The sequence below is a fragment of the Streptomyces sp. 17_S59 genome (assembly GCF_056930295.1).
Genome location: NZ_JBXOWD010000001.1, coordinates 4602616 through 4624562, shown reverse-complemented (window position 1 = coordinate 4624562; position 21947 = coordinate 4602616). Strand labels below are relative to the sequence as shown.

General features: G+C 69.4%; 18 protein-coding genes and 1 pseudogene. 7 read left to right on the top strand and 12 right to left on the bottom strand.

The window, feature by feature from the left end; all coding sequences use genetic code 11:
* Nucleotides 1-11: 11 nt before the first annotated feature.
* The 8 genes and pseudogenes from AC1Z4A_RS21040 to AC1Z4A_RS21005 form a co-directional block, all read right to left on the bottom strand.
* Nucleotides 12-644: a response regulator transcription factor gene (locus AC1Z4A_RS21040; RefSeq protein ID WP_483681042.1), complete on the bottom strand. Its 633-nt coding sequence runs from the start codon at nucleotides 642-644 to the stop codon at nucleotides 12-14.
* Between the two features lie 45 nt (nucleotides 645-689).
* Nucleotides 690-1907: a histidine kinase gene (locus AC1Z4A_RS21035; protein WP_483681041.1), complete on the bottom strand. Its 1218-nt coding sequence runs from the start codon at nucleotides 1905-1907 to the stop codon at nucleotides 690-692.
* A 53-nt stretch (nucleotides 1908-1960) separates the two neighbouring features.
* Nucleotides 1961-2704 (bottom strand): ABC transporter permease, encoded by a 744-nt coding sequence (locus AC1Z4A_RS21030; RefSeq protein ID WP_483681040.1) that lies wholly within the window; start codon nucleotides 2702-2704, stop codon nucleotides 1961-1963.
* Nucleotides 2701-3654, bottom strand: coding sequence for an ABC transporter ATP-binding protein (locus AC1Z4A_RS21025; protein WP_483681039.1), 954 nt, complete (start codon nucleotides 3652-3654; stop codon nucleotides 2701-2703). The genes AC1Z4A_RS21030 and AC1Z4A_RS21025 overlap by 4 nt, the downstream gene beginning before the upstream one ends.
* 2453 nt (nucleotides 3655-6107) lie before the next feature.
* A pseudogene (locus AC1Z4A_RS21020) lies at nucleotides 6108-6611 on the bottom strand (hypothetical protein); the annotation flags it as partial.
* 192 nt (nucleotides 6612-6803) lie between these two features.
* A complete protein-coding gene (locus tag AC1Z4A_RS21015; RefSeq protein WP_483681038.1) occupies nucleotides 6804-7196 on the bottom strand; it encodes a DUF6113 family protein in 393 nt (130 codons plus the stop codon).
* Nucleotides 7193-8089, bottom strand: a complete 897-nt coding sequence (gene mshB / locus AC1Z4A_RS21010) for an N-acetyl-1-D-myo-inositol-2-amino-2-deoxy-alpha-D-glucopyranoside deacetylase (protein WP_483681036.1) — start codon at nucleotides 8087-8089, stop codon at nucleotides 7193-7195. The genes AC1Z4A_RS21015 and mshB overlap by 4 nt, the downstream gene beginning before the upstream one ends.
* Before the next feature lie 75 nt (nucleotides 8090-8164).
* On the bottom strand, nucleotides 8165-8359 hold the full coding sequence (locus tag AC1Z4A_RS21005) for a hypothetical protein (RefSeq protein ID WP_483681034.1): 195 nt from the start codon (nucleotides 8357-8359) through the stop codon (nucleotides 8165-8167).
* Nucleotides 8360-8619: 260 nt separating this feature from the next.
* Here AC1Z4A_RS21005 and AC1Z4A_RS21000 point away from each other — a divergent pair, with 260 nt between their 5' ends.
* The 6 genes from AC1Z4A_RS21000 to AC1Z4A_RS20975 all read left to right on the top strand — a co-directional run bounded on the left by AC1Z4A_RS21000 (nucleotide 8620) and on the right by AC1Z4A_RS20975 (nucleotide 17080).
* Complete coding sequence (locus tag AC1Z4A_RS21000) at nucleotides 8620-10749, top strand: S9 family peptidase (RefSeq protein WP_483681031.1); 2130 nt, start codon at nucleotides 8620-8622, stop codon at nucleotides 10747-10749.
* A 243-nt stretch (nucleotides 10750-10992) separates the two neighbouring features.
* The gene (locus AC1Z4A_RS20995) at nucleotides 10993-11985 is read left to right on the top strand and encodes an ABC transporter permease (RefSeq protein WP_483681029.1); all 993 of its coding nucleotides are present in this window, start codon (nucleotides 10993-10995) and stop codon (nucleotides 11983-11985) included.
* Between the two features lie 80 nt (nucleotides 11986-12065).
* On the top strand, nucleotides 12066-13862 hold the full coding sequence (locus AC1Z4A_RS20990; RefSeq protein WP_483681027.1) for an ABC transporter substrate-binding protein: 1797 nt from the start codon (nucleotides 12066-12068) through the stop codon (nucleotides 13860-13862).
* A 111-nt stretch (nucleotides 13863-13973) separates the two neighbouring features.
* The gene (locus AC1Z4A_RS20985; protein WP_483681024.1) at nucleotides 13974-14951 is read left to right on the top strand and encodes an ABC transporter permease; all 978 of its coding nucleotides are present in this window, start codon (nucleotides 13974-13976) and stop codon (nucleotides 14949-14951) included.
* A gap of 14 nt (nucleotides 14952-14965) precedes the next feature.
* Nucleotides 14966-15988 (top strand): ABC transporter ATP-binding protein, encoded by a 1023-nt coding sequence (locus tag AC1Z4A_RS20980; protein WP_483681021.1) that lies wholly within the window; start codon nucleotides 14966-14968, stop codon nucleotides 15986-15988.
* A 12-nt stretch (nucleotides 15989-16000) separates the two neighbouring features.
* A complete protein-coding gene (locus tag AC1Z4A_RS20975) occupies nucleotides 16001-17080 on the top strand; it encodes an ABC transporter ATP-binding protein (RefSeq protein ID WP_483681020.1) in 1080 nt (359 codons plus the stop codon).
* Nucleotides 17081-17114: 34 nt separating this feature from the next.
* Here the strand turns inward: AC1Z4A_RS20975 and AC1Z4A_RS20970 are convergent, their stop codons facing one another.
* Nucleotides 17115-17366 carry a hypothetical protein gene (locus AC1Z4A_RS20970; RefSeq protein WP_483681018.1) on the bottom strand — a complete coding sequence of 84 codons (252 nt, stop codon included), beginning with the start codon at nucleotides 17364-17366 and terminating at the stop codon, nucleotides 17115-17117.
* The gene (locus AC1Z4A_RS20965; protein WP_483681016.1) at nucleotides 17359-17712 is read right to left on the bottom strand and encodes a hypothetical protein; all 354 of its coding nucleotides are present in this window, start codon (nucleotides 17710-17712) and stop codon (nucleotides 17359-17361) included. The genes AC1Z4A_RS20970 and AC1Z4A_RS20965 overlap by 8 nt, the downstream gene beginning before the upstream one ends.
* Before the next feature lie 376 nt (nucleotides 17713-18088).
* On the opposite strand from AC1Z4A_RS20965, the gene AC1Z4A_RS20960 reads away from it, so the two are divergent.
* The gene (locus tag AC1Z4A_RS20960; RefSeq protein ID WP_483681014.1) at nucleotides 18089-20692 is read left to right on the top strand and encodes a hypothetical protein; all 2604 of its coding nucleotides are present in this window, start codon (nucleotides 18089-18091) and stop codon (nucleotides 20690-20692) included.
* Between the two features lie 173 nt (nucleotides 20693-20865).
* Here the strand turns inward: AC1Z4A_RS20960 and AC1Z4A_RS20955 are convergent, their stop codons facing one another.
* The gene (locus tag AC1Z4A_RS20955; protein WP_483683667.1) at nucleotides 20866-21114 is read right to left on the bottom strand and encodes a DUF397 domain-containing protein; all 249 of its coding nucleotides are present in this window, start codon (nucleotides 21112-21114) and stop codon (nucleotides 20866-20868) included.
* Between the two features lie 5 nt (nucleotides 21115-21119).
* A complete protein-coding gene (locus AC1Z4A_RS20950) occupies nucleotides 21120-21947 on the bottom strand; it encodes a helix-turn-helix domain-containing protein (protein WP_483683666.1) in 828 nt (275 codons plus the stop codon).

The window sequence follows — 21947 nt, the reverse complement described above, 5'->3', positions numbered from 1 at the left end:
GAGCCCCCGGGTCACAGCCACCCCTTGTCCCGCGCGATCCGCACCGCTTCCGCCCGGTTCCGGGCACCCGTCTTCTGGATCGCCGTCGAGAGATAGTTCCGCACCGTCCCGTGCGACAGATGCAGCGCCTTCGCCAGCTCCGCATTCGTCGACCCGTCCGCGGACGCGCTCAGCACCGCCCGCTCCCGGTCCGTCAGCGGATTGGCGCCCTCCGCCAGCGCGGCCGCCGCGAGCGTCGGGTCGATGACGCGCTCCCCCCGCAGCACCCGCCGCACCGCCTCCGCCAGCTGCGCGGCCGGCGCGTCCTTGACCAGGAAGGCGTCCGCGCCGGACTCCATGGCCCGGCGCAGATAGCCGGGGCGGCCGAAGGTGGTCAGGATGACGACCTTCAGCGTCGGCAGCTCCCGCCGCAGCAGCCCCGCCGCGTCGAGCCCCGTCATCCCCGGCATCTCGATGTCGAGCAGCGCCACGTCGACAGGCGTGGCGCGCGCCGCGCCGAGGACCTCGTCGCCCCGGGCGACCTGGACGACGACTTCGATGTCGTCCTCGAGCCCGAGGAGCGCCGCGAGGGCCTCCCGGACCATGGACTGGTCCTCGGCGAGCAGGACCCTGATGGTTCGCGAGCTGTCATGCGGTGCGGTCACAGCGCAAGAGTAGGGCCCACGCGATCACATGTTCACACCTGGCGTTCACACCTCCGCGGCCACGACGGACCGCGAGAGCGGGACGTACGCCCGCAGCCGGAAGCCGCCGCGCGGCCCGGGGCCGGTCTCCAGCCGGCCGTCCGCGAGGGCCAGTCGCTCGGTCAGGCCGGTGAGGCCGTTGCCGGGCGGGCCCGAGGGGCCGTGGCCGTCGTCGGTGACGGTCAGGCACAGCTCGTCCCCCGCCTCCTCGAGCGTCACCTCGCAGCGGCGCGCCCCGCTGTGGCGGACCACATTGGTCACCGCCTCCCGCAGGGCCCACGCCAGCGCGCCCTCCTCGTCGGGCGGCAGGTCGGGGTGGCGCTCCTGCGCCCGGTCCAGGTCGGCCACGACCCCGGCGGCCATCAGGGCCGTGCGGGCCCCGGCCAGCTCCGCGTCGAGGGTGGGGCGGCGAAAGCCGCTCACCGCCTCCCGGACGTCCACCAGGGCCTGCCGGCTCACCCGCTCGATGTCCGCGACCTGCTGGGCCGCCTGCTCCGGCCGGTCCGGCAGCATCCGCCCGGCCAGCTCGCTCTTGAGCGTGATGAGCGAGAGCGAGTGGCCGAGCAGATCGTGCAGGTCGCGGGCGAGCCGCAGCCTTTCCTCGTTCGCGGCGAGATGGGCCACCGTCGCCCGCGCCTCACGCAGCGCACGGGTCGTCAGGGCCATCTGCCGCACCCCCACCATCGCGGCGCCGCCGAGCAGCGCCGGGATGATGAGCGCCACCAGGAACTCGCCCTGCGTGCCGGGCTGGGTCTCGCCGATGGCCACCAGTACCCCCGTAACCAGTGGAATCGCGATGCGAGAGAGCTTGGCCGGCAGGGCCGCCCCGCAGCCGATGCTCGTGAAGACGAAGAGCACGAGCCAGGGGGCTCCCAGCGTCAGCGACAGCGTGACGGCCAGCGACAGCAGCACGCCGATCGAGGCGAGGACCTGCACGCGTTCCAGCGCCCGCGAGGTGTGCCGGAACACCAGGGCGAGGTAGGCCGCCACGAAGGCCACCAGACCGGCGCCGCCCAGGATGTCGCCCACCGCGCTGTGATGGTCGCCGAGGACGTCCTCCGCGGGAGCCGCCAGGTAGGCGAACCAGATGGCGACCCACATCAGCTTGATCACCGCCTGGCGGCGGTCCTCGGGCCGGGCGCCGACGCCGTTGGCGAACGACGGGTCGTCCTGGATCTCCAGCACGGCACGCCATGGGTTCCGGCGCCGCTCCCGACCCGTCATCGCTCCTGCTCCCTGTGTCCTCTGCGTCGTATGCCTTCGTCCCCCCGGTCGGCTCACGCCTTGTGCGTGTCCTTGCGGTACAGCCACGCGGCGGCACCGCTGAAGAGCACAAGGTAGACGAAGAGGAGCGCGACGTCCTTGGCGTGCGGCGCGTCGCCCGTCTCGATCGCCTGGCCGAGCGCGGCGTACGCGTGGGTGGGCACCCACTCGGCGATCTTCTGCAGCCAGTCGGGGAAGGTCGTGGTCGGCATCCACAGGCCGCCCAGGATCGACAGGGCGAAGTAGATGATGAAGGTGATCGGCCGGACGGCGTCGCCCGTGGCGAGGTAGCCGACGGCCACGCCCAGCGCGGCGAAGACGACGCTGCCCGCCCAGATCACGCCCGTCAGCGCGAACCACTGCCAGGCGGCGTCGAAGCGCACGCCCTTCACGATCGCCGCGACGGCGAAGACCACGAGGATCGACGGGAGCGAGACCACGGACGCCGAGGCGACCTTCGCCGTCACATAGCCGCGCCCGGGCAGCGCGGTCAGCCGCAGCTGGCGCACCCAGCCCTTCTCGCGCTCCTTGGCGATGCGCTCGCTGTTGCCCATGAGGACGGCGGTGATGGCACCGAAGGAGGCCATCGAGACCATCATCAGCAGCGGCAGGGTCAGGTGGGTGCCCTTGACGATCTCCTTGGTGCTCGCACCGCCGGCGATGACCAGGTAGAGCATCGCCGGGTAGAGCACGGAGAAGAACATGAACTTCTTGTTGCGCAGGGTGCGCGTGATCTCGAGCTTGATCAGAGTCTTCACTTGGCCGCCTCCTCGGCGGTGGCAGCGTCGGTGATGGCGATGAAGGCCTGTTCCAGGCCGAGGCCCGCGACCTCGAGGTTGCGCGGGTAGAAGCCGAGCCCGTACACGGCGTGCACGGTCGCGTCGGCGTCCCGCGACTGGATGCGGACCGTACGGCCCGTTATCTCCAGGGAGGTGAGGAACGGCAGCTCGCGCAGCGCGCCCTCGGCGATGTGGCCGTCCAGGTCGAAGACGATGCGGCGGGCACCGGCCTTCGCCTTGATCTCTGCGGCGGAGCCGTCGGTGAGCACCCGGCCCTTGTGGAGCACGATCACGCGGTCCGCGATCGCGTCGGCCTCCTCCAGGTAGTGGGTGGCGAAGAGGATCGCGCGGCCCTCGTCCGCCTGGCGGCGCATCGTGCTCCAGAAGGTCTGGCGCGAGGTGACGTCCATGCCCGTCGTGGGCTCGTCCAGGACGATCAGCTCGTTGGCGCCCGCCGTGGCCATGGCGAAGCGCACGCGCTGCTCCTGGCCGCCGGAGAGCTTGTTGACCATCCGGTCGGCGATCTCGGTGATGCCCGCCAGCTCCATGACCTGGTCGACGGGGTAGGCGCGCGGGTGGAGGTCGCACGCGAGCTGCACGATCTCGCGGACCTTCACCTCCTCCATCAGACCGCCGGACTGGAGCATCGCGCCCACCTTGCCCTGCGCGATGGCGTCCTGCGGCGACGTGCCGAACAGCTCGACGCGGCCGGCGTCGGGGTTGCGCAGCCCGAGCAGCAGGTCGAGCGTCGACGACTTGCCGGCGCCGTTCGGCCCGAGCAGGGCGACGGTCTCGCCCGCGTACAGGTCGAGGTTGAGATCGGAGACGGCACGCACGGTGCCGTAACTCTTGCTGACGTTGTGGAAGCTGACCACGGGGGCGCCGGTCGGGCGCCCATCCCCCGTGAACACATGTGCAGTAGTGGTCATGTGCACAAGGATCGCCGCCGGAGGGGGTGCCGCGGCAGTGTCAGCCGTCGTGAGCTGGCTATGACAGATGTCATGGGTCGTCATGAGTCGTCGTGAGGGTGACGAACGCGCGAGCCCCCGCGCCCGGGTGGGGCGCGGGGGCTCGTACGGGCCGTGCGGGACGGCGGCCGGCGTCAGCTCAGCGGGATCGTGGCGGTGCGCTCGGCGCCCTTGCCCCGCAGCGCCTTGCCGAGGGCGCCGGCGACGTCCGTCGGCTGGACGGGCGTCTTGCTGCCGTTGCCGCGCTGGATGAGTACGCCGTCGAAGGTCTTGCCGCACAGCTCCTTGAGCGCGTCGAGGTCGTAGTTCTCGACGAGCTTCCCGTTGACCTCGCGGACCGAGAGGATCTTCGGCAGCGAGCGGTCCGGACCGAACTGGATCTTGTGCGCCGGGTCGGTCTGGACGGTGACGAGGCCGGACATCGCGGGCTCCGCGAACTCCTTCATCATCCGGTCGACCTCGGCGTTGCCCACCTTCGGCTGCTGGGCGGAGCTGGTCAGCTCGACGGGCTTGTCCTTGCCGGTGGCCGCGCGGTCGCGGTAGGCCTGGGAGACCGTCTTGACCGAGGCGTCCACGTCCATGCCCTGGTACGGCTGCCCGTAGACGGCCACGGCCTTGCCCGGCTCGAACTTGATCGTGCCGTCCTTGACCTGTCCCGTCTGCCCGGCGAGCGCCTTCAGCGCGGCGGCGATCTTCTCGTCGTCCGCGACGATGGTGGGCTCGGCGGTGTGGGTGCCGCCGACGAGCGAGCCGAGGACCGTTATGGGGTTGTAGTCCTTCACGGCCGCGGTGCGCACGGTGGCCTGGGTGTCGATGGACAGGCCCGCGACGTCCGGCTTCAGCTCGGCCGTCCTGCCGCCGACGGAGACCTTCAGGGGCGCGGTGGCGCGGTCGCCGAGGGCGGCGTCGAGCTTCTGCACCGCCTGCTCCTTGGACTTGCCGCCGATGTCGACGCCGAGCACGGTGGTGCCGTTGGGCACGTCCTCGTGGTTGAGCAGCAGCCCCGCGCCGTACGCGAGACCGACCAGGCCGACGAGACCGCCGCCCAGGAGCACGAGCTTGTTGCGGCCCTTCTTCTTGGGCGCGCTCTTGGCCGCCGCGCCCTTGGCCGCGGGCTTGGCTGCGGCGGGCTTGGCAGCGCCGGGCGGGGGCGGAACCGGCTTGGGCTTGGGCACGGGCACGCGGGGCGCGCCGCCGTCCACCGGCGGCTTGGGCACCCGGCCGCCCTGGCCGCCCGCCGGGGGCACCGGCGGCACGCCGCTGACCAGCGTCTCGCCGGACGCGGGCACGGGCGCGGGCACGGGCTGCCTGGGGGCGCCCTTCTTCTTGTTCTTGCCCTTGGCGGGGCCGTTGCCGGGCTGGCCGGGCCGGCCCGCCGCCTGCACCGCGGGGGTGCCGGCACGGGGGGTGTCGGTGCGTCCGGGGGCGAACGCGGCGCCGCCGGGGGCCTGCTTGCCGTTTCCGGCGGCGGGGCCGCCCGGCCACGGGGCGGCAGCGCCCGGCGCGGGTGCACCGGCCTGCGGGCCGGACGTCCGGCCCGCGGCGCCGGGCGCCTTCGGCACGCCGCCGTTCCCGGCGGGCTCACCCGGCCACGGGGTGGCGCCGGTTGTCGAGGGGTCACCCGGCCACGGCGTGGCGCCCGTCGTCGACGGGTCGCCCGGCACGGGGGGCTGGGGCATGGAGGCCGTGGTGGACGGGTCGCCCGGCCACGGAGCGGCACCCGATGCCAAGGCGTTGCCACCCGGCACGCCACCCTGCGCGTTCACAGCACCCGGCACAGCGTCACCCGGCCACGGCGTGGCCCCCGTCGTCGACGGGTCGCCGGGTACGGGCGGGTGCGGCATGGCACCCGTGGTGGAGGAGTCGCCCGGCCACGGCGTGGCCCCCGTCGTCGACGGGTCGCCCGGCAGCGGGGGCTGCGGCATCCGGCCGGTCGTGGAGGTGTCGCGCTCCCACCGGGGGGCACCCGGCGCCGAGGCGTTGCCACCCGGCACGCCACCCTGCGCATTCGCAGCACCCGGCACAGCGTCACCCGGCCACGGCGTGGCCCCCGTCGTCGACGGGTCACCCGGCGCCGGAACCTGCGGCATCGCTGCCGTGGTGGACGGGTCGCCCTGCCACGGAGCAGCAGCACCGCCCTGCGCGGGGCCGCCCGGCACCGGAGCCTGCGGCATCGAGCCGGTCGTGGCGGGGTCGCCCTGCCAAGGGGCGGCAGGCGGCGGCGTGTCGGCGGAACGGCCGTTCTGCCAGGGGTCGGACGAGGAGCCCATTCCGGGCGTACCGCCCTGCATCGGGGCAGGGCGTCCGGCGCGCGCGCCCGCACCCGCACCCGCACCCGCACCCCGGCCCACGCCACCGCGGCGCGGCAGCGGCGGCTGCTTGCCCGCTCCCGACGCGGGGGTGGACTTGCGCGGGGCGAACCAGTCGCTGGTCTTCTCGCCCGAGTCCGCGGCGGGCGCGGCCGGTGCCGCACCCGGCGCCCTGGGCGCGGGCTTGGGGCGGGTGGGCAGGCTCTGCTTGCGCTCGCCCGCGCCACCGCCCGGCGCCGCGGCGGCGCTTGCGGCACCCGGCGCACTCGGCGCACTCGGTGCCGCCGGGGCGGGCGCGGCGGGCGGGGCCGCGGCTGCGTCCCTGCCCTCGGGCGCGTCCTTGCCGTCCTTGCCGACGGGCGTCCGCATGACCACGGGCGGGATGGGCCGCGAGCCCGGGATGTTGATGCGGATCCGCGTCGTCATCGTGGTCTCGGTCTTCGGCTCATCCGGCCGGCCGCCGGCCGCGGCGGCCGGGGTGCCGGGGGCCGCGGCCCCCGGGTCCGGTTCCCCGCCGGGGGCGGTCCCGTAGGGCGGGGTGCCCGAAGGGTAGGCGGCACCGCCGCGCCCCTTGGGCCCGGAGGACGAACTGTCAGATGCACGGCTCAAAGCAGGATCTCCCGGTTACTCTGTGCCGCCCTCGTTGACCTCGCTTTGGGTCGCCCATCGCCGGAGGCCAGGGGAGGCTCGGCGGCGCGCACCACCATACTGGGCACCACGGGCACAGACTTGACGACGGCTGCACGACCCCACGCCCGGCCGAGTACCGGCCGGCCGGGAGGTCAGGCTGAAATCAACACGTCACTTGCCAAGTCGGGCCGCAGGCCCGTCCGGTTGCGACACCTTCGGGACCGTGGCACAGATCACAGCCACGACCATCCCACCCAGCAGAAAAGCATATGAACCGATTCCGGCCTCGAAGAGGAAGTCGCCCTCGGGCCGGCTGGCACTGAGGAACAGCACCGAGACGAGCCATCCGCCCGCGGGCACCGCGCCGCCCGCCCTGCTGCCCATGGCCTTCAGCCCGCCGTAGCAGAGCCCGCCGACGGCGAGCAGCGCGAGCAGCAATCCGCCCGGGAACCAGCCGCCTTGAACCAGCGATCCGGCGGTGCCCACGAGCAGCCCGAGCAGCAGCAGTCCGGCATAAGCCGCAAGTCGCCGCGGGCCGGGGACGGTGAAGAGGTCGCCGGTCATGCGCCGACCCCCGCGAAGAGGTCGTCCTCGCGCCCCGATTCGCCCACGGCGGCCCGGCCGCGGACCAGCTTGTAGTACTCGGTGGGGAAGAGAGGTTGCCCCAGATCGTTGGAGAGTGCGAAGAATGGGCCGTCCACGGCGATCTGCGTGGCATGGGCGCGCATCGCGGCGGCCTTCCGCCCGGCGTAGGCGGTCGTGTCGACCGCGGCCGTCACCTCGGCGTCGGGCACCACGCCCGGGACGTCGGAGGGCGAGGCGATCCCGGGGAAGAGATCCTTCTCCCGGCCCGCCTCGCGCAGCCGCGCAAAGCCGTCCTCCACAACGGACATCGGCACACAGTTCCAGTAAATCTTCGCGATGCCGTGCGGATCGCCCAGATCCCGGCGGAACGCCGGCTCGGCGGCGAGGTCGGCCGCCCGCATGGCGACGCGGTGCGCCTGGATGTGGTCGGGGTGGCCGTAGCCGCCGTCGGGGTCGTAGGTGACGAGCACCTGCGGCCGCACCTCGCGAATCACCTCAACGAGGTAAGCAGCGGCCTCGTCGACGTCCGCCCGCCAGAAGCAGCCGGGGCGGTCGTTCTGCGGCGAACCCGTCATCCCGGAGTCGCGGTAGCACCCGGGGCCGCCCAGCAGGCGGTGGTCGGTGACGCCCAGCTCCTTCATCGCGGCGGCGAGTTCACCGCGGCGGTGGGCGCCGAGCGCGTCCTCCCGGTCCGCGGCGAGATGCTCCAGTCCGGGCGGGATCACCTCGCCCTCCTCGCCGAGCGTGCAGGTCACGAGCGTGACATGGGCGCCCTCGGCGGCGTATTTGGCCATGGTCGCGCCGTTGTTGATCGATTCGTCGTCCGGGTGCGCATGCACCAGGAGGATCCGGCGGCCGGGAAGGTCGGTCATGGGAACAGCCTACGAGCCGGACGGACCGGGCGGGGCCGCCGCCCACGCGGGCAGCGGACCCGCCGTGGGGGCCCGTCAGAACTTGATGCCGCTGATCATGTTCTGCACGCTCGTCGTCAGCTGGTTGAGCGTCGGGGCGATGGACGAGCTGGCGAGGTAGAAGCCCAGCAGCACGCAGATCGCGGCGTGGCCCGCCTTCAGCCCGGACTTCCGGACCAGTAGGAAGACGATGATCGCCAGCAGCACCACCGCCGAAATCGAGAGTGCCACAGCGGCTCACCTCCAGGGAAACGCGCGGTCGGTCGGACGGCATACGTATGCCCGAGGGCATGAACCACCGGGGCGTCACACCCACTATGCGCGAGCGATCATAACTTTCCGTGCGTGCGCATGACTCGGTGCACAGGAGCAAACACGGGGCGCACGGCGAGTTCTCGCCGCACTGGGTGAACCCGGTGGTAAGGGCCCCAGGGGGTGTTCGACGGGCAGGACCTGTGCCCACCCGCCAAACACCCCCTAGGCTCCGCCGCATGACCGGACAGCTCTCGTTCCCTCGGCAGCACGCCCGTACACAGCGTTTCTCGCTCGGCGCGCCGCGCTCGTTCAGCGTGTCGCCGGACGGCTCACGCGTCGTCTTCCTCCGCTCCCGCAGCGGCACCGACCGGGCCAATGTGCTCTGGGTGCTGGATCCCGGCTCGGGGCGCGAGTACCCGGCGGCGGACCCGGCGGCCCTGCTCGGCGGCGCCGGTGAGGAACTGTCCGCCGAGGAGCGGGCGCGCCGCGAGCGCAGCCGCGAGGGGGCGGCGGGCGTGGTCGGCTATGCGGTGGACGCCGCCGTGGAGTTGGCGGCGTTCGCCCTGTCGGGGCGGCTGTTCGTGGCCGAGCTGCGCAGCGGCACGACCCGTGAACTGCACGTTCCGGGCCCGGTGGCCGACCCCCGGCCGTCCCCCGACGGCCGCCACGTGGCGTATGTCGCGGAGGGCGCCTTGCGGGTGGTGGAGACCGAAGGCGACGGCCACGACATGGCGCTGGCCGAGCCGGAGAGCGGGACCGTCGTCTGGGGGCTGGCGGATTTCATCGCGGCCGAGGAGATGCACCGTTCGCGCGGCTTCTGGTGGTCGCCGGAGAGCGACGCCCTGCTGGTCGCCCGCGTGGACGACGCGCCCGTGCGCCGCTGGTGGATCGCCGACCCGGCCAACCCCGGCAGCGCGCCCGCCGAGGTCGCCTACCCGGCGGCCGGCACCCCCAACGCGGAGGTGTCGCTCGCCCTGCTGGGCCTGGACGGCTCGCGGACGGACGTCGAGTGGGACCGCGAGCGCTTCCCCTATCTCGCGCAGGCGCACTGGTCGGCCGACGGGCCGCCGCTGCTGCTCGTCCAGGCCCGCGACCAGCGGACCCAGGCATATCTGACGGTGGACACCGCCACGGGCGCCACCCGCGTGCTGCACCTGGAAGAGGACCCGAAGTGGCTTGAACTGTTCGCCGGTGTGCCCGCATGGGCGCCCGGCGGCAGGCTGGTGCGGATCGCGGACGAGGCCGGGGCCCGGGTCCTGATGGTGGGCGACCGGGCGCTGACCGGGCCTCAGCTGCATGTGCTGGCCGTGCTGGACATCAGTGAGGACGAGGTGCTGATCGCCGCCTCCGCCGGACCGGAGGCGGCAGACCCGGAAACCGGCCAGGCACACGTCTACCGCGTCAACGAGCTGGGCTTGGAGCGCCTTTCGGAGGAGCCGGGGCGGCACTCGGCGGTGCGCTCGGGCGCGGTCACGGTGCTGTCCTCGGCGACCGTCGACCGGCCCGGCGCCGAGGTGACGGTGCTGCGCGACGGCAAGCGGGCCGCCACGGTGGCCTCGTACGCCGAGCGGCCCGTGCTCACCGCGCGGCCGCGGCTCACCCGGGCGGGCGCGCGCGCCGTCCCGTGCGCGGTGCTGCTGCCGAGCGGGCACCAAGCGGAGGACGGTCCGCTGCCGGTGCTCATGGACCCGTACGGCGGCCCGCACGGGCTGCGCGTGGCCGCCTCGCACAACGCCCACCTGACCTCGCAGTGGTTCGCCGACCAGGGCTTCGCCGTGATCGTGGCCGACGGCCGGGGCACGCCGCACACCTCCCCGGAGTGGGAGAAGGCGATCCACGAGGACTTCGCGGGCGCCACCCTGGACGACCAGGTCGAGGCGCTCCACGCGCTGGCCGGCGAGTACCCGCTGGACCTGGGCCGGGTGGGCATCCGCGGCTGGTCGTACGGCGGCTACCTCGCGGCGCTGGCCGTGCTGCGCCGTCCCGACGTCTTCCACGCGGCCGTCGCGGGCGCCCCGGTCACCGACTGGCGGCTGTACGACACCCACTACACCGAGCGCTACCTGGGCCTGCCCCAGGACCGCCCGGAGGTGTACGCCCGCAATTCGCTCGTCACCGACGAGGGGCTCTCGGCGCCTGCGGAGGAGGCCCGTCCGCTGATGGTCGTGCACGGTCTGGCGGACGACAACGTGGTGGCCGCGCACACCCTGCGGCTCTCCTCGGCCCTGCTCGCGGCGGGCCGCCCGCACGAGGTGCTGCCGCTGTCCGGGGTGACGCACATGACCCCGCAGGAGCAGGTCGCCGAGAATCTGCTGCTGCTTCAAGTCGACTTCCTGAAGCGGTCCTTGGGCATGGAACGAGACTGACCGGGCGAAGCGGGATCCGCGCGGATCTCTTACGAGTGGCGCTTGCGACGGCGTGCTTGACGGAGTGTCAAGCACGCCGTCACCTCGATCTGCACAACCTTCGTTCAAGATGCGGAACAACGCCCCACAGTCCACCGCAGCCCCCTTGACTGCGCAGTTAATCCATTGCGAAAGTCCGCTCAACCCAGCGCATGCAGTGGCAGGCGAGGGGCCGACGTTGTCGACAGGGCTGGGGATTGCGCGATGACGAGTCCTTCCCGTACCGAGGTGGCCCGAACCGAGGTGGCCCGCGGCGAGCTGGTGGGCAGATCGCCCGGGCAGCTGATGTGGCGGCGCTTCAAGCGCGACCGTTCCGGAGTCGTCGCCGCCTGGGTCGTGGTCTTCTTCTTCCTGGTCGCCCTGGGCGCCCCGCTGATCTCCATGCTCTACGGCAAGGACCCGACGACCACCTACGGGCTCGACGAGACCGGGCTGCTGAACCAGTTCGGCTATCCGATCGCCCCCAACGGCGGTATCTCCGGCCGGTTCTGGTTCGGCCTCGAGCCCACGCTGGGCCGGGACGTGCTGACCCAGCTCGTCTACGGGATCCGCACCTCGCTCCTGATCGCCACGGCGGCCACGGTCCTGTGCGTGGTGACGGGCGTGCTCATCGGGGTGACGGCCGGGTACCTCGGCGGCCGGACCGACTACTTCCTGGGCCGGTTCATCGACCTGCTGCTCGCCTTCCCGCAGCAGCTGTCCTTCGTCGCCTTCACGCCCGTCGTCTACTCCCTCTTCGTCAGCCCCGGGAAGGAGACCCCGACCTACCTCCGGGTGATCACGCTGATCCTGGTCCTGTGGGTGCTGGGCTGGATGGGGCTCGCGCGGCTGCTGCGCGGCCAGGTGCTCAGCCTGCGGGAGCGGGAGTTCGTCGAGGCGGCGAAGGTCACGGGGGCCTCCCCCTGGCGGATCATCACCAAGGAGCTGCTGCCCAACCTGTGGACGCCGATCCTGGTCCAGTCGACCCTGATGCTGCCCGCCCTGGTGACCGCCGAGGCCGGCCTCTCCTTCATCGGCGTCGGCGTCGTCGAGCCCACCCCGGACTGGGGGCGGATGTTCAGCAACGGCGCCAAGTACTACGAGAGCGACGTCACCTACATCGTCTTTCCCGGGCTCGCGATGATCGTCTTCGTGGTCGCCTTCAACCTGCTCGGGGACTCCGTCCGGGACGCCTTCGATCCCCGGGCCCGGCACTGACCCGCCCGGCAAGCCCGACACCGACCCGCCCGGCGGGCCCGAACCGCACTCCACCGTCTACCGACAGGCAGGTGCAGCTCATGAGGACGACAGTCGACCGCAGGGCCCGCTACACGGCCGCGGCCCTGGCCGCCGGGGCCCTGGTGCTCTCCGCTTGCAGCAGCGGCGGCGGGGGCGGCGGCAGCGGTGACAAGAGCGCCGGGCCCGGCGAGGACAAGAACGTCTCCGCCAACTACTCCCTGGGCACGTCCTCCGACTCCGCCGGGCCCGCCCCCGAGCCCTCGGGGGCCAAGAAGGGCGGCACGGTCGAGGTCCTCCAGCGCGATGCCTTCCACCACCTCGATCCGGGGCAGATCTACTACGGCGACATGCTGATCAGCCAGCTGCTCTACAACCGCGCGCTGACCGGCTACAAGATCGATGAGAAGGGCAAGGTCAAGGTCGTCGGCGACCTCGCCACCGACACCGGCACCCCCTCCGACGGCGGCAAGACCTGGAAGTTCACGCTCAAGGACGGGCTGAAGTGGCAGGACGGCTCGCCGATCACCTCCCAGGACGTGCGCTGGGGCATCGAGCGGCTCTACGCCTCGTTCGAGACGGACGGCCCGCAGTACATCCAGCAGTGGCTCTCCGGTGACGGCACCACCTACCGCAAGGCGCTGCCGGACGGCCCGTACAACGGGCAGCACCTGCCGTCCTCTGTGCTGGACACCCCCGACGACAAGACCGTCGTCTTCCACTTCCGGTCGCCGCACGCCGACGCGCCCTTCGCCACCGCGATGCCCAACATCGCCCCGGTCAAGGCCGACAAGGACGGCAAGCAGAAGTACGACAACGCGCCCTTCTCCTCCGGCCCCTACCAGGTCGCCGACTACAAGGTCGGCAAGTCGCTCACCCTGGAGCGCAACCAGCACTGGGACCCGAAGACGGACCCCATCCGGACCCAGTACCCCGACAAGTTCGAGATCAGCTTCGGCCACCAGGCCACGGACTCCACCCGGCGCCTGCTGGCCGACCAGGGCGCCGACAAGAACGGCATGTCGTACACCAACGCCGTCGCCCCGGAGATGGTCGAGAAGGTGCTGAACGACCCCGGCACCAAGTCCCGCCGCTTCATCGAGATCCAGCCCTACCTGGACGTCATCAACATCAACATGGACCGCGTCAAGGACATCAAGGTCCGCAAGGCGCTCGCCTACGCCATGCCCAGCAGCCAGATCATCCAGCAGATCGGCGGAGCGACGGCCGGCAAGCTGGCCACCAACCTGCTCTCTCCCTCCATCGACGGCTACCAGCCCTCCGACCCGTTCGGGAAGAAGGACAAGCCGGCCGGCGACCCGGACAAGGCCAGGGCGCTGCTGAAGGAGGCCGGCAAGGAGGGCCAGGAGATCGTCTACGCCTACGCCAACACCGACGTCCAGCAGAAGGTCTCGGTGGTCGTCGCGCAGGGCCTGGAGCGGGCCGGCTTCAAGGTGCAGAAGAAGGAGATCGACGCCAACGTCTGGGAGAACTCGATCGCCGAGGTGAAGAACGGCTTCGACATCTTCCGCACCGGCTGGGGCGCGGACTGGCCGGTCGCCTCGACCGTCGTCCCCCCGCTCTACGACGGCCGGGTGATCGCCGACGGCGCCCAGAACTACTCGCACCTCAACGACCCTGCGGTCATCAAGGAGATCGACCGGATCAACGCCGTTCCCGATGTGAAGAAGGCGGCGCCCGAGTGGCAGAAGCTCGCCGACAAGATCCTCACCGATGACGTGCCGGCCGTGCCCACCTACGCCAACCTCCAGTTCACCCTGTGGGGTTCGGGCCTGGGCGGCGTGAAGTACCACCCGGTGTACGGATACCCCGACCCGAGCAGCGTCTTCGTGAAGTAGCGGCGTCTTCGTGAAGCAGGGGGGACACCCCCTGGCACCACCCGCCCGGCCGGGGCCCCTCCCCGGGTCCCGGCCGCCGCCCCGCACCGCCGACCGGAGGCACGCGCAGCCATGCTGAGATTCCTCGCCCGCCGCACCGCCGGCGCGCTCGTCATCATCCTGCTGATCAGCGCGATCACGTTCTTCCTGTTCTTCGCGCTGCCCTCCGACCCGGCCCGCATGTCCTGCGGCAAGAACTGCACCGCCGACGCCCTCGCGGTCATCCACCACAACCTGGGCCTCGACAAGCCGGTGCCGGTCCAGTACTGGCACTACATGGCGGGCATCTTCGCTGGCCGCGACTACTCGGTCGGCCACTGCCCGGCCCCCTGCTTCGGCTACTCCTTCTCCAACCAGCAGCCGGTCTGGGGCACCATCGTGGACCGCTTCCCGGTCACCCTGTCGCTCACCCTCGGCGGCGCCGTGGTCTTCCTGACCGTCGGCATCGGCATCGGCATGATCGCCGCGGCCTTCCGGGGCACCTGGATCGACAAGTTCTTCAGCTCCCTGTCGCTGATCGGCAACTCGCTCCAGATCTACTTCGTCGGCGTCATCGCCCTCGCCGTCTTCGTCACCGGACTGCACTGGCTGGACAACCCCGCCTACTACCCGGTCACCGAGAACCCGGCGAAGTGGTTCGCCGGGATGCTGATCCCCTGGCTGGTGCTCTCCATCATCTTCATCGCCAACTACAGCCGGATGACGCGCTCCCAGATGATCGAGCAGCTCTCCGAGGACCATGTGCGCACGGCCCGCGCCAAGGGCCTGAGCCGCCGCACGGTCTTCTTCCGCTATGCCTGGCGCGGCGCGCTGGCCCCCATCGTCACGATCTTCGGCATCGACCTCGGCTCGCTGTTCGGCGGGGCCATCATCACCGAGTTCACCTTCAGCCTGCACGGGCTCGGCCGGCTGGCCGTGTCCTCGGTGAGCGAGACCGACCTGCCGACGCTGATGGCCGTGATGCTCATCGGCTGCACGGCGATCGTCGTCGCCAACATCGTCGTCGACGCCGCGTACGCCTTCATCGACCCGCGCGTGCGGCTCGCCTAGGGGGACCCCGGACCGTGACCACTGACGCATTCCTCTCCGTACGCGATCTGTACGTGCGGTTCGCCACCGAGGACGGCACCGTGAAGGCCGTCGACGGGCTCTCCTTCGACCTGGAGCGCGGCCGCACGCTGGGCATCGTCGGCGAGTCCGGCTCCGGCAAGTCCGTGACGAGCCTGGCCGTGCTCGGGCTGCACGAGCCGCGCACCACGGAGATCCGCGGGGAGATCGTCCTGGACGGCCGGGAGCTGACCGGCGCACCGGAATCCACGCTGGAGAAGCTGCGCGGCAACAAGATGGCGATGATCTTCCAGGACTCGCTCACCGCGCTCTCCCCCTACTACACGGTGGGCCGCCAGATCGCCGAGCCCTTCCGCAAGCACACCGGGGCCTCCCGGCGCGAGGCCCGGCAGCGGGCCGTCGAGATGCTGGACAAGGTGGGCATCCCCCAGGCGTCGCTGCGGGTGGACGACTACCCGCACCAGTTCTCCGGCGGGATGCGCCAGCGCGCGATGATCGCGATGGCGCTGGTCTGCGACCCCGAGCTGCTCATCGCCGACGAGCCGACGACCGCGCTGGACGTCACCGTCCAGGCCCAGATCCTCGACCTGCTCAAGGACCTCCAGCAGCAGACCGGTTCGGCCATCGTCCTCATCACCCACGACCTGGGCGTGGTCGCCAACACCGTGGACGAGCTGCTGGTGATGTACGCGGGCCGGGCCGTCGAGCACGGCACGGTCCGCGAGGTGCTGCGCGCACCGCGCCACCCCTACACCTGGGGGCTGCTGGGCTCGATGCCCCGCCTGGCCTCGGACGTCGAGGCGCCGCTGACCCCGATCCCCGGCTCCCCGCCGAGCCTGCTGGACCCGCCGCCGGGGTGCCCCTTCCACCCGCGCTGCGCCCACACGGCCGCGGTGCCGGACGACCGCTGCCGCACGGAGCGCCCGGAGCTGCCCGCGGGCCGCGGGGCGGCCTGCCACCTCACTGCGTCGCAGCAGCAGACGACCTTCGCCGAACAGATCAAGCCCCGGCTGGGCTGAGGAGCGTACGCCATGACCGACACCGACAAGGTGCCGCCGCCCAGGGCCGGCGGGGAGGACGAGCCGCTGCTCGTCGCCGAGGGCCTGACCAAACACTTCCCGATCAAGGGCGGCTTCCCGGTCCGGCGGACGGTCGGGGCGGTGCAGGCCGTCGACGGCATCGACCTGACGGTGCGGGCGGGCGAGAGCTTCGGCCTGGTCGGCGAGTCGGGCTGCGGCAAGTCCACGACGGGCCGGCTGCTGACCCGGCTCCTGGAGCCGACCGCCGGGCGGATCCGCTACCGGGGCACGGACATCACCCACGCCGGACGCAAGCAGCTGGCCCCGATCCGCTCCGAGATCCAGATGATCTTCCAGGATCCGTACGCCTCGCTGAATCCCCGGCAGACGGTCGGAAAGATCATCTCCGGCCCGATGGAGATCAACGGCATCGCTCCGGCGGGCGGCCGCGAGGCCCGGGTGCGCGAGCTGCTGGAGACGGTGGGCCTCAACCCCGAGCACTACAACCGCTTCCCGCACGAGTTCTCCGGCGGCCAGCGGCAGCGCATCGGGGTGGCCCGGGCACTGGCCCTCGAACCGAAGGTCATCGTCGCGGACGAGCCGGTGTCGGCGCTGGACGTCTCCATCCAGGCGCAGGTGGTGAACCTGCTGCGGCAGGTGCAGCGGGAGCTGGGCATCGCCTTCCTGTTCATCGCCCACGACCTGGCCGTGGTGCGGCACTTCTCGCAGCGCGTGGCGGTGATGTACCTGGGCAGGATCGTGGAGGTGGGCGCCCGCGACGACATCTACCGCCGCCCCCGCCACCCGTATACGCACGCACTGCTGTCGGCGGTACCGGAGGCGGCGGACGCTGACACTGTTGCCAGGGAGCGCATCCGTCTGGCGGGCGACGTCCCGTCACCGATCCTCCCGCCCTCGGGCTGCCGCTTCCGCACGCGCTGCTGGAAGGCGCGGGACCTGTGCGCGACGGAGGTACCGCCGCTGGCACGGGCGGACGGGAGCGGGGAGGGGCATTTGTCGGCGTGCCATTTCCCGGAGCCGCCGACGGTGGAGCGGGATGCGCGGGTGGTGCTGGACCCGGCCTTGCAGTGACCGTCAGCCCTTGCGGAGGGGGCCGCCAGTTCGCTCAACCGAACCAGGAGACCTGTACGACCACGATGCGTTCGCCACGGACGTCGGTCAGATAAGTGATCATGGCCTGGCCTCGGCTCGCAGTGCGGAGCCCCGGCCCCGGGCCGGCATAGGACGCACCGTCAAGGAAGACCATGGAATCACGCATGGCGATCTCCTGGGCCAGACGTTCGACCTCGGCGATCGCTTCGGCGGGCAGGCCGTCGAGAAGGTTGTCGGGATCGTGCTCCCAGTGCCAGTCAGCCACCCTCGACCTCGCGGTGCGCGGCACGGACGATCTCGCCGGCCTCGCGGATCGCCTGTTCTCGCACGGTCGCATGCTCGCTGTCCATCGCCCGTTCCGCATCGTGCAGCCGTCGAGCCGTCGCCGGGTGGCGTTCGATCTCGACCACCACACCCCAGCGCCGGTAGAACATCCGGATCGGGACGACGCTGCCCTCGTCACCGGCCTGCACGAACGCGTTCTGCATGTCCTCGAAGAACTCGGGCAGGCGGGACGGGGCCACCGCAGCGACGGCCTGGCGCAGAGCGGGCAGCGTCAAGGCGGGTTTGGGGATGAGGGGGCCGTCGTGCTCGGCGTGCTGTGCGGTCATGCGCCATCCCTCTCGATCGCGGAATCGCTGGCGGCCGCAGCCAGGGTAGCGGTCGGCAGCGACGGCGGAGGGCTGTGTCCAGGCGGCGGGAGGGTAGCCCGGCACTCGCGCATACGGGTGCCGGTTGCGCCGATGGTTCCGATTCGATCGGCCGAGTACCCCCAACCGGCGCTCATTGTGTTTCGGAGTTGGCTGACTGCAGGTCCGATGAGTTGCTCATCCTCCGAAGCGTAGAAGACTGGGTGGGAGAGGCTCGACGCTGCAGGAGGCTGATATGCGCTCCCGCTATGGAAGGTACTCCAGAGCCGACCAGTGCCCATTGCCCGTACCGCGGGTGCCGCGTTGGTGCGCTGTAACCGCACTTATCGCCGGGTCCTTGATGGTGATGTTGTGGTGTATCGGCAGCAGGCACCGAGCCTGGGAGGCGACATGGGGATGGTTCTGGGTCAGAAAGGTCTCCGGCTGGGTGGCCCAATTCTTTGGTGGCGTAGGCCAAGTACTGCACGTCGCCGAGGGCAGCCCGTCCGCAGGAGCCCGGTCGGCCTGCCTTGTACTCCTGATTGCCGCTTTCTGGGCCCTGCGGCGGGCAATGCTGAATTACTACGCCTATAAGCCCGGTCCGGTAAATGTAGAACCGTTCATTGACGGTACGCCAGAAGGATGCCAGCCAAAACCGGAATTGGAAGATCTCACCGCTCAATTCCGAAAACACCTATCCGAAACAAACTTGTACCCGCCGATTACGTTGCCGGCCGAAGCGCCAGCTGAAAACTTTCTCGACCTCTTGGGTGACATTGACGTCGAGCCGAGAAACCTTGGTAACAGTCTGGTCCGGATGTTCAGTAAATTGCGGCCACGCATAGCCTACGGTGTGCGAGGCATCCTACATGTCAGGGAAGAAGAGCCAAAATACGGAGCGACGATGACCGTCACTTCCTACACAATGCATGGCTTCCGCTCCGAGACACTATGGGAACCAAGCTGGGATCACGTCGTGCGAATGTCCGGATACTGGGTGGTCGCCGCGCTGCTGCCGGTCACTCGCGCTTGCCGGTATCCGCCTTGGCAGGACTGGAAAGGGCGAAACCTTCCCCGCAAACTGTTCACTCATTACCAGCAGGCAACCGAGCTAAGCCGTGAGCGCAAGTTCGACGACGCACTCGACCACTACTACAAAGCAGTGCATCGCGACCCGTCCAATGTACAGATACGTACTCAGATCGCGGCTACGCAGGAAGAACTCGGGTTGCATCTCGACGCGCTGGAAAGTTATCGGGGGGCTCTCACTCTTCTTACACCGGATCCCGGCAAGGATAACGACCTACTCTGGGTTCTCCCCTGGAATCCACGACGGTTCATCAACCTGCGACGCTTGTGGAGCCCACGTGAAAAACTCTTGGCTCGCTATCGCTACGCTGTCGTTCTCGGTACTTCGGAGAAGGTTGCCGCCGACTGGTGCAGGAAAAATATAGGTGACACGGCCCGTGAGTCTCTGACGAACGCATTTGTGGATCGATACTGGCCGATGGATGTCGAGTACGGTGCCGATCGGTACTGGCGTACAGCAGTCAACCTTGATCGCCTGCGCAGTGAGGGGAGTGAGCGGCTTAGGGAGGCGCTCAGGAGTAAAAATCCGAAGGAGGTTCAGCTGATATTCCAACTCGCCTGCACGCAGGAGATGGTGCGCCTTGCTCAAGATTATCCATTGCTATGGTTCTTGCCTGGCGAGATCCTGAGTCGTCTAGGGCTCGGCGGAAGAGCACGGCAAGGCCTGACATGGGCTGCATTGCGGGTCAATCGTCACGCGTGTGTGCCGTTGCGCCTCGCCTGGGCTTATGAGAGATGGGAGGAGGAAAGAAAGAAGGGAAGGCTCCGTGTTCGCGATTTGCCAGATCCATTCACTGTGCGCGTAAGAAAAATCACTCGCCCCCTCTGCAGTAGGTATCCTTCATGGTGGCGGCCGCGTCCGGAGGATCAAGAGATAAATTTGGGCATTTTGGAGTGGCGTGTAAATCGCTGTCAGAGGTGTAGCGGGCGCCATGACTGGCAAGACCACTACAATGCCGCCTGCGCCTACGCCGTCGCTATAAATATCCAGAACCTCAATAAAGATCGGCTCGCTGATCAGGCGATCGATGAGCTGGAAAAAGCGGTACGTTCTTCTGAGAGCGGATTTGTTCAGCTCCAGAGGACATGGCTCCTCAATGATGACCCGGATCTAGAGTCGCTGCGAACAACCGGTCGTTTCTCGCATTTTGTTCGCCAGGTATACCCTCACTCTACGCCAGACCGCTCTCGCCCAAAGGGGATGGGTACCCTGCAGATTGAGTTGACAGTTTACGATCAACGGTTGGTGGAGAATAGCGCCAAGGTCATGGAACGCACTTGGCACTCCAGAGGTAAACAGGAACAGGTCGATGTTCACACCCTCATCAAGTGGTTCCAGGAGGAAGTCGAACTATGGGAGGCCGTCCATCGTTTCGTTTCCAATCAGCCGCGTGACTGGCGCGATCGGGAGAAGCTTCTACAAAAGGTTCAGGAAGTCGCGGATCCCGCGCAGCTGGCCGGGGCTGGAATTCCCCCGCCTGTACCGAAGTTCAACGATGAATCCCTGCACAAGGAGGCCAACCCCAACTATGCCAGAGAACTTGACAATGACATAAATTCGAATTTTAAATGGCTGGCTGATTCGATAAAGTCGAGCCGGGTAAGGCGGCAGTCACCCATTACGAACAGTCGCGACAGGCTTGCCGTAGCGCGGCGTATCGACGCATTCAGGCGAGGCCCGATGCGGCGACACCCGTCACGCTGGATGCAGTGGGTAAAGATTAGTGCTCTATGTGAACGTTATGCTGCAGCCTGGCAATTGATCCCAGAGATGTTTAAAGCTCGCGCTGAAGGTCGGGAGGAGGATAAAGCCAGGCAGGACGTTGAGAAGGCGTTGAAGAGGCTTTACTTCAAACGGTGGCGTATCGTGTAGAGAGGCTTGACGGATTGACTGCCGTGAGGGAGCTAAAGACCTTCTCGTATCCCCTGACTGCGCTGCGGGGAAAGTACCGCACTGCTCTGGGCTCAGATCAGCCTCTGAGGACGAAGTTGTGCGGTAGGCCGCGGGGTCTCCGATGCTCGAGGGTTCGGTCCGCTGGTAGTGGGCTAGGGAGCGGCCCGTCGGCATGTGACGACGGGGGCAAGGGCGCCTGAGGTTTCTTGCTTGACGGCTGCTATGAACGTGGCCCAAGCCCGTTGAGGGAAGAGCAAGATGGGGCCGTGGGGGTGCTTGCTGTCGCCGACAGGGGTGAGGTCGGGGAGGCCGGCTGCGGTCTGTAAGCAGTCCGTCTGGTGACCGCTGTAGCTGCTTTTGTGCCATATGAGTTGGCAGCGACTCGTCTCTTGCCGTTCCATGTGGCTCATTGAAGGTCCTTCACGGTGCGCGAGATCAGATTGCGTGACTGTTCCTCGTCGAGCGCGGTGGCGCGGAGTGTGTCGAACATGCTGCTGTAGGTCGCAAGGTCGGTCCGTCGCTCGAACTGCATGCTACTGACGTACGACTCGGTGTACACCACGTCAAGATCGCTGCGGACCGGGAACTGAAGAATTGCGAATGAACCCAGCATGCCCACGTGCCCGCCCGACGCGAAGGGCAGCACTTGAATGGTGATGTTGGACTGCTCGGAAGCCTCCAGCAGGTAGTGAAGCTGTTTGACCATCACCTGTGCTCCGCCGGTCGACCGTCGCATCGTGGCCTCATCCAGGATGGCCGATAGTCTGAGCGGGGAGGACCGGCGCAGCGTGGCGTTCTGCCGGGCGAGCCGCACGTTGACCAAGGCGTCGACCGCCTCCGGCTCGGTGTCGGGAGCCAGTGCTTTGATGACGGCGCGGGTGTATTCCGGCGTCTGCAACAGACCTGGGACGAGCGTCGTCTCGAAGGTCCGCTTGGATGCCGCTTCCGTCTCCAACGCGATGTACGACGCGTATCGCGGGGTGATCACGTCCGAGTACGGCGTCCACCACATGCGTCCCTTGCTTTCACGCGCCAGATCAATCAGGCCTTCCCGCGCCTCGGAGTTCGTCACTCCGTAGAGGTCCAGTAGTGCTTTCAACTCGTTGACCCGGACTCCGGAGCGTCCGTTCTCGATGCGGCTCACCTTGGTCTGATGCCACCCGAGGCGCTTGGCCATCTCGTCTGCTGTGTAACCCAACCCGCCCCGTAGTGCACGGAGTTCGGCTCCGAGCAT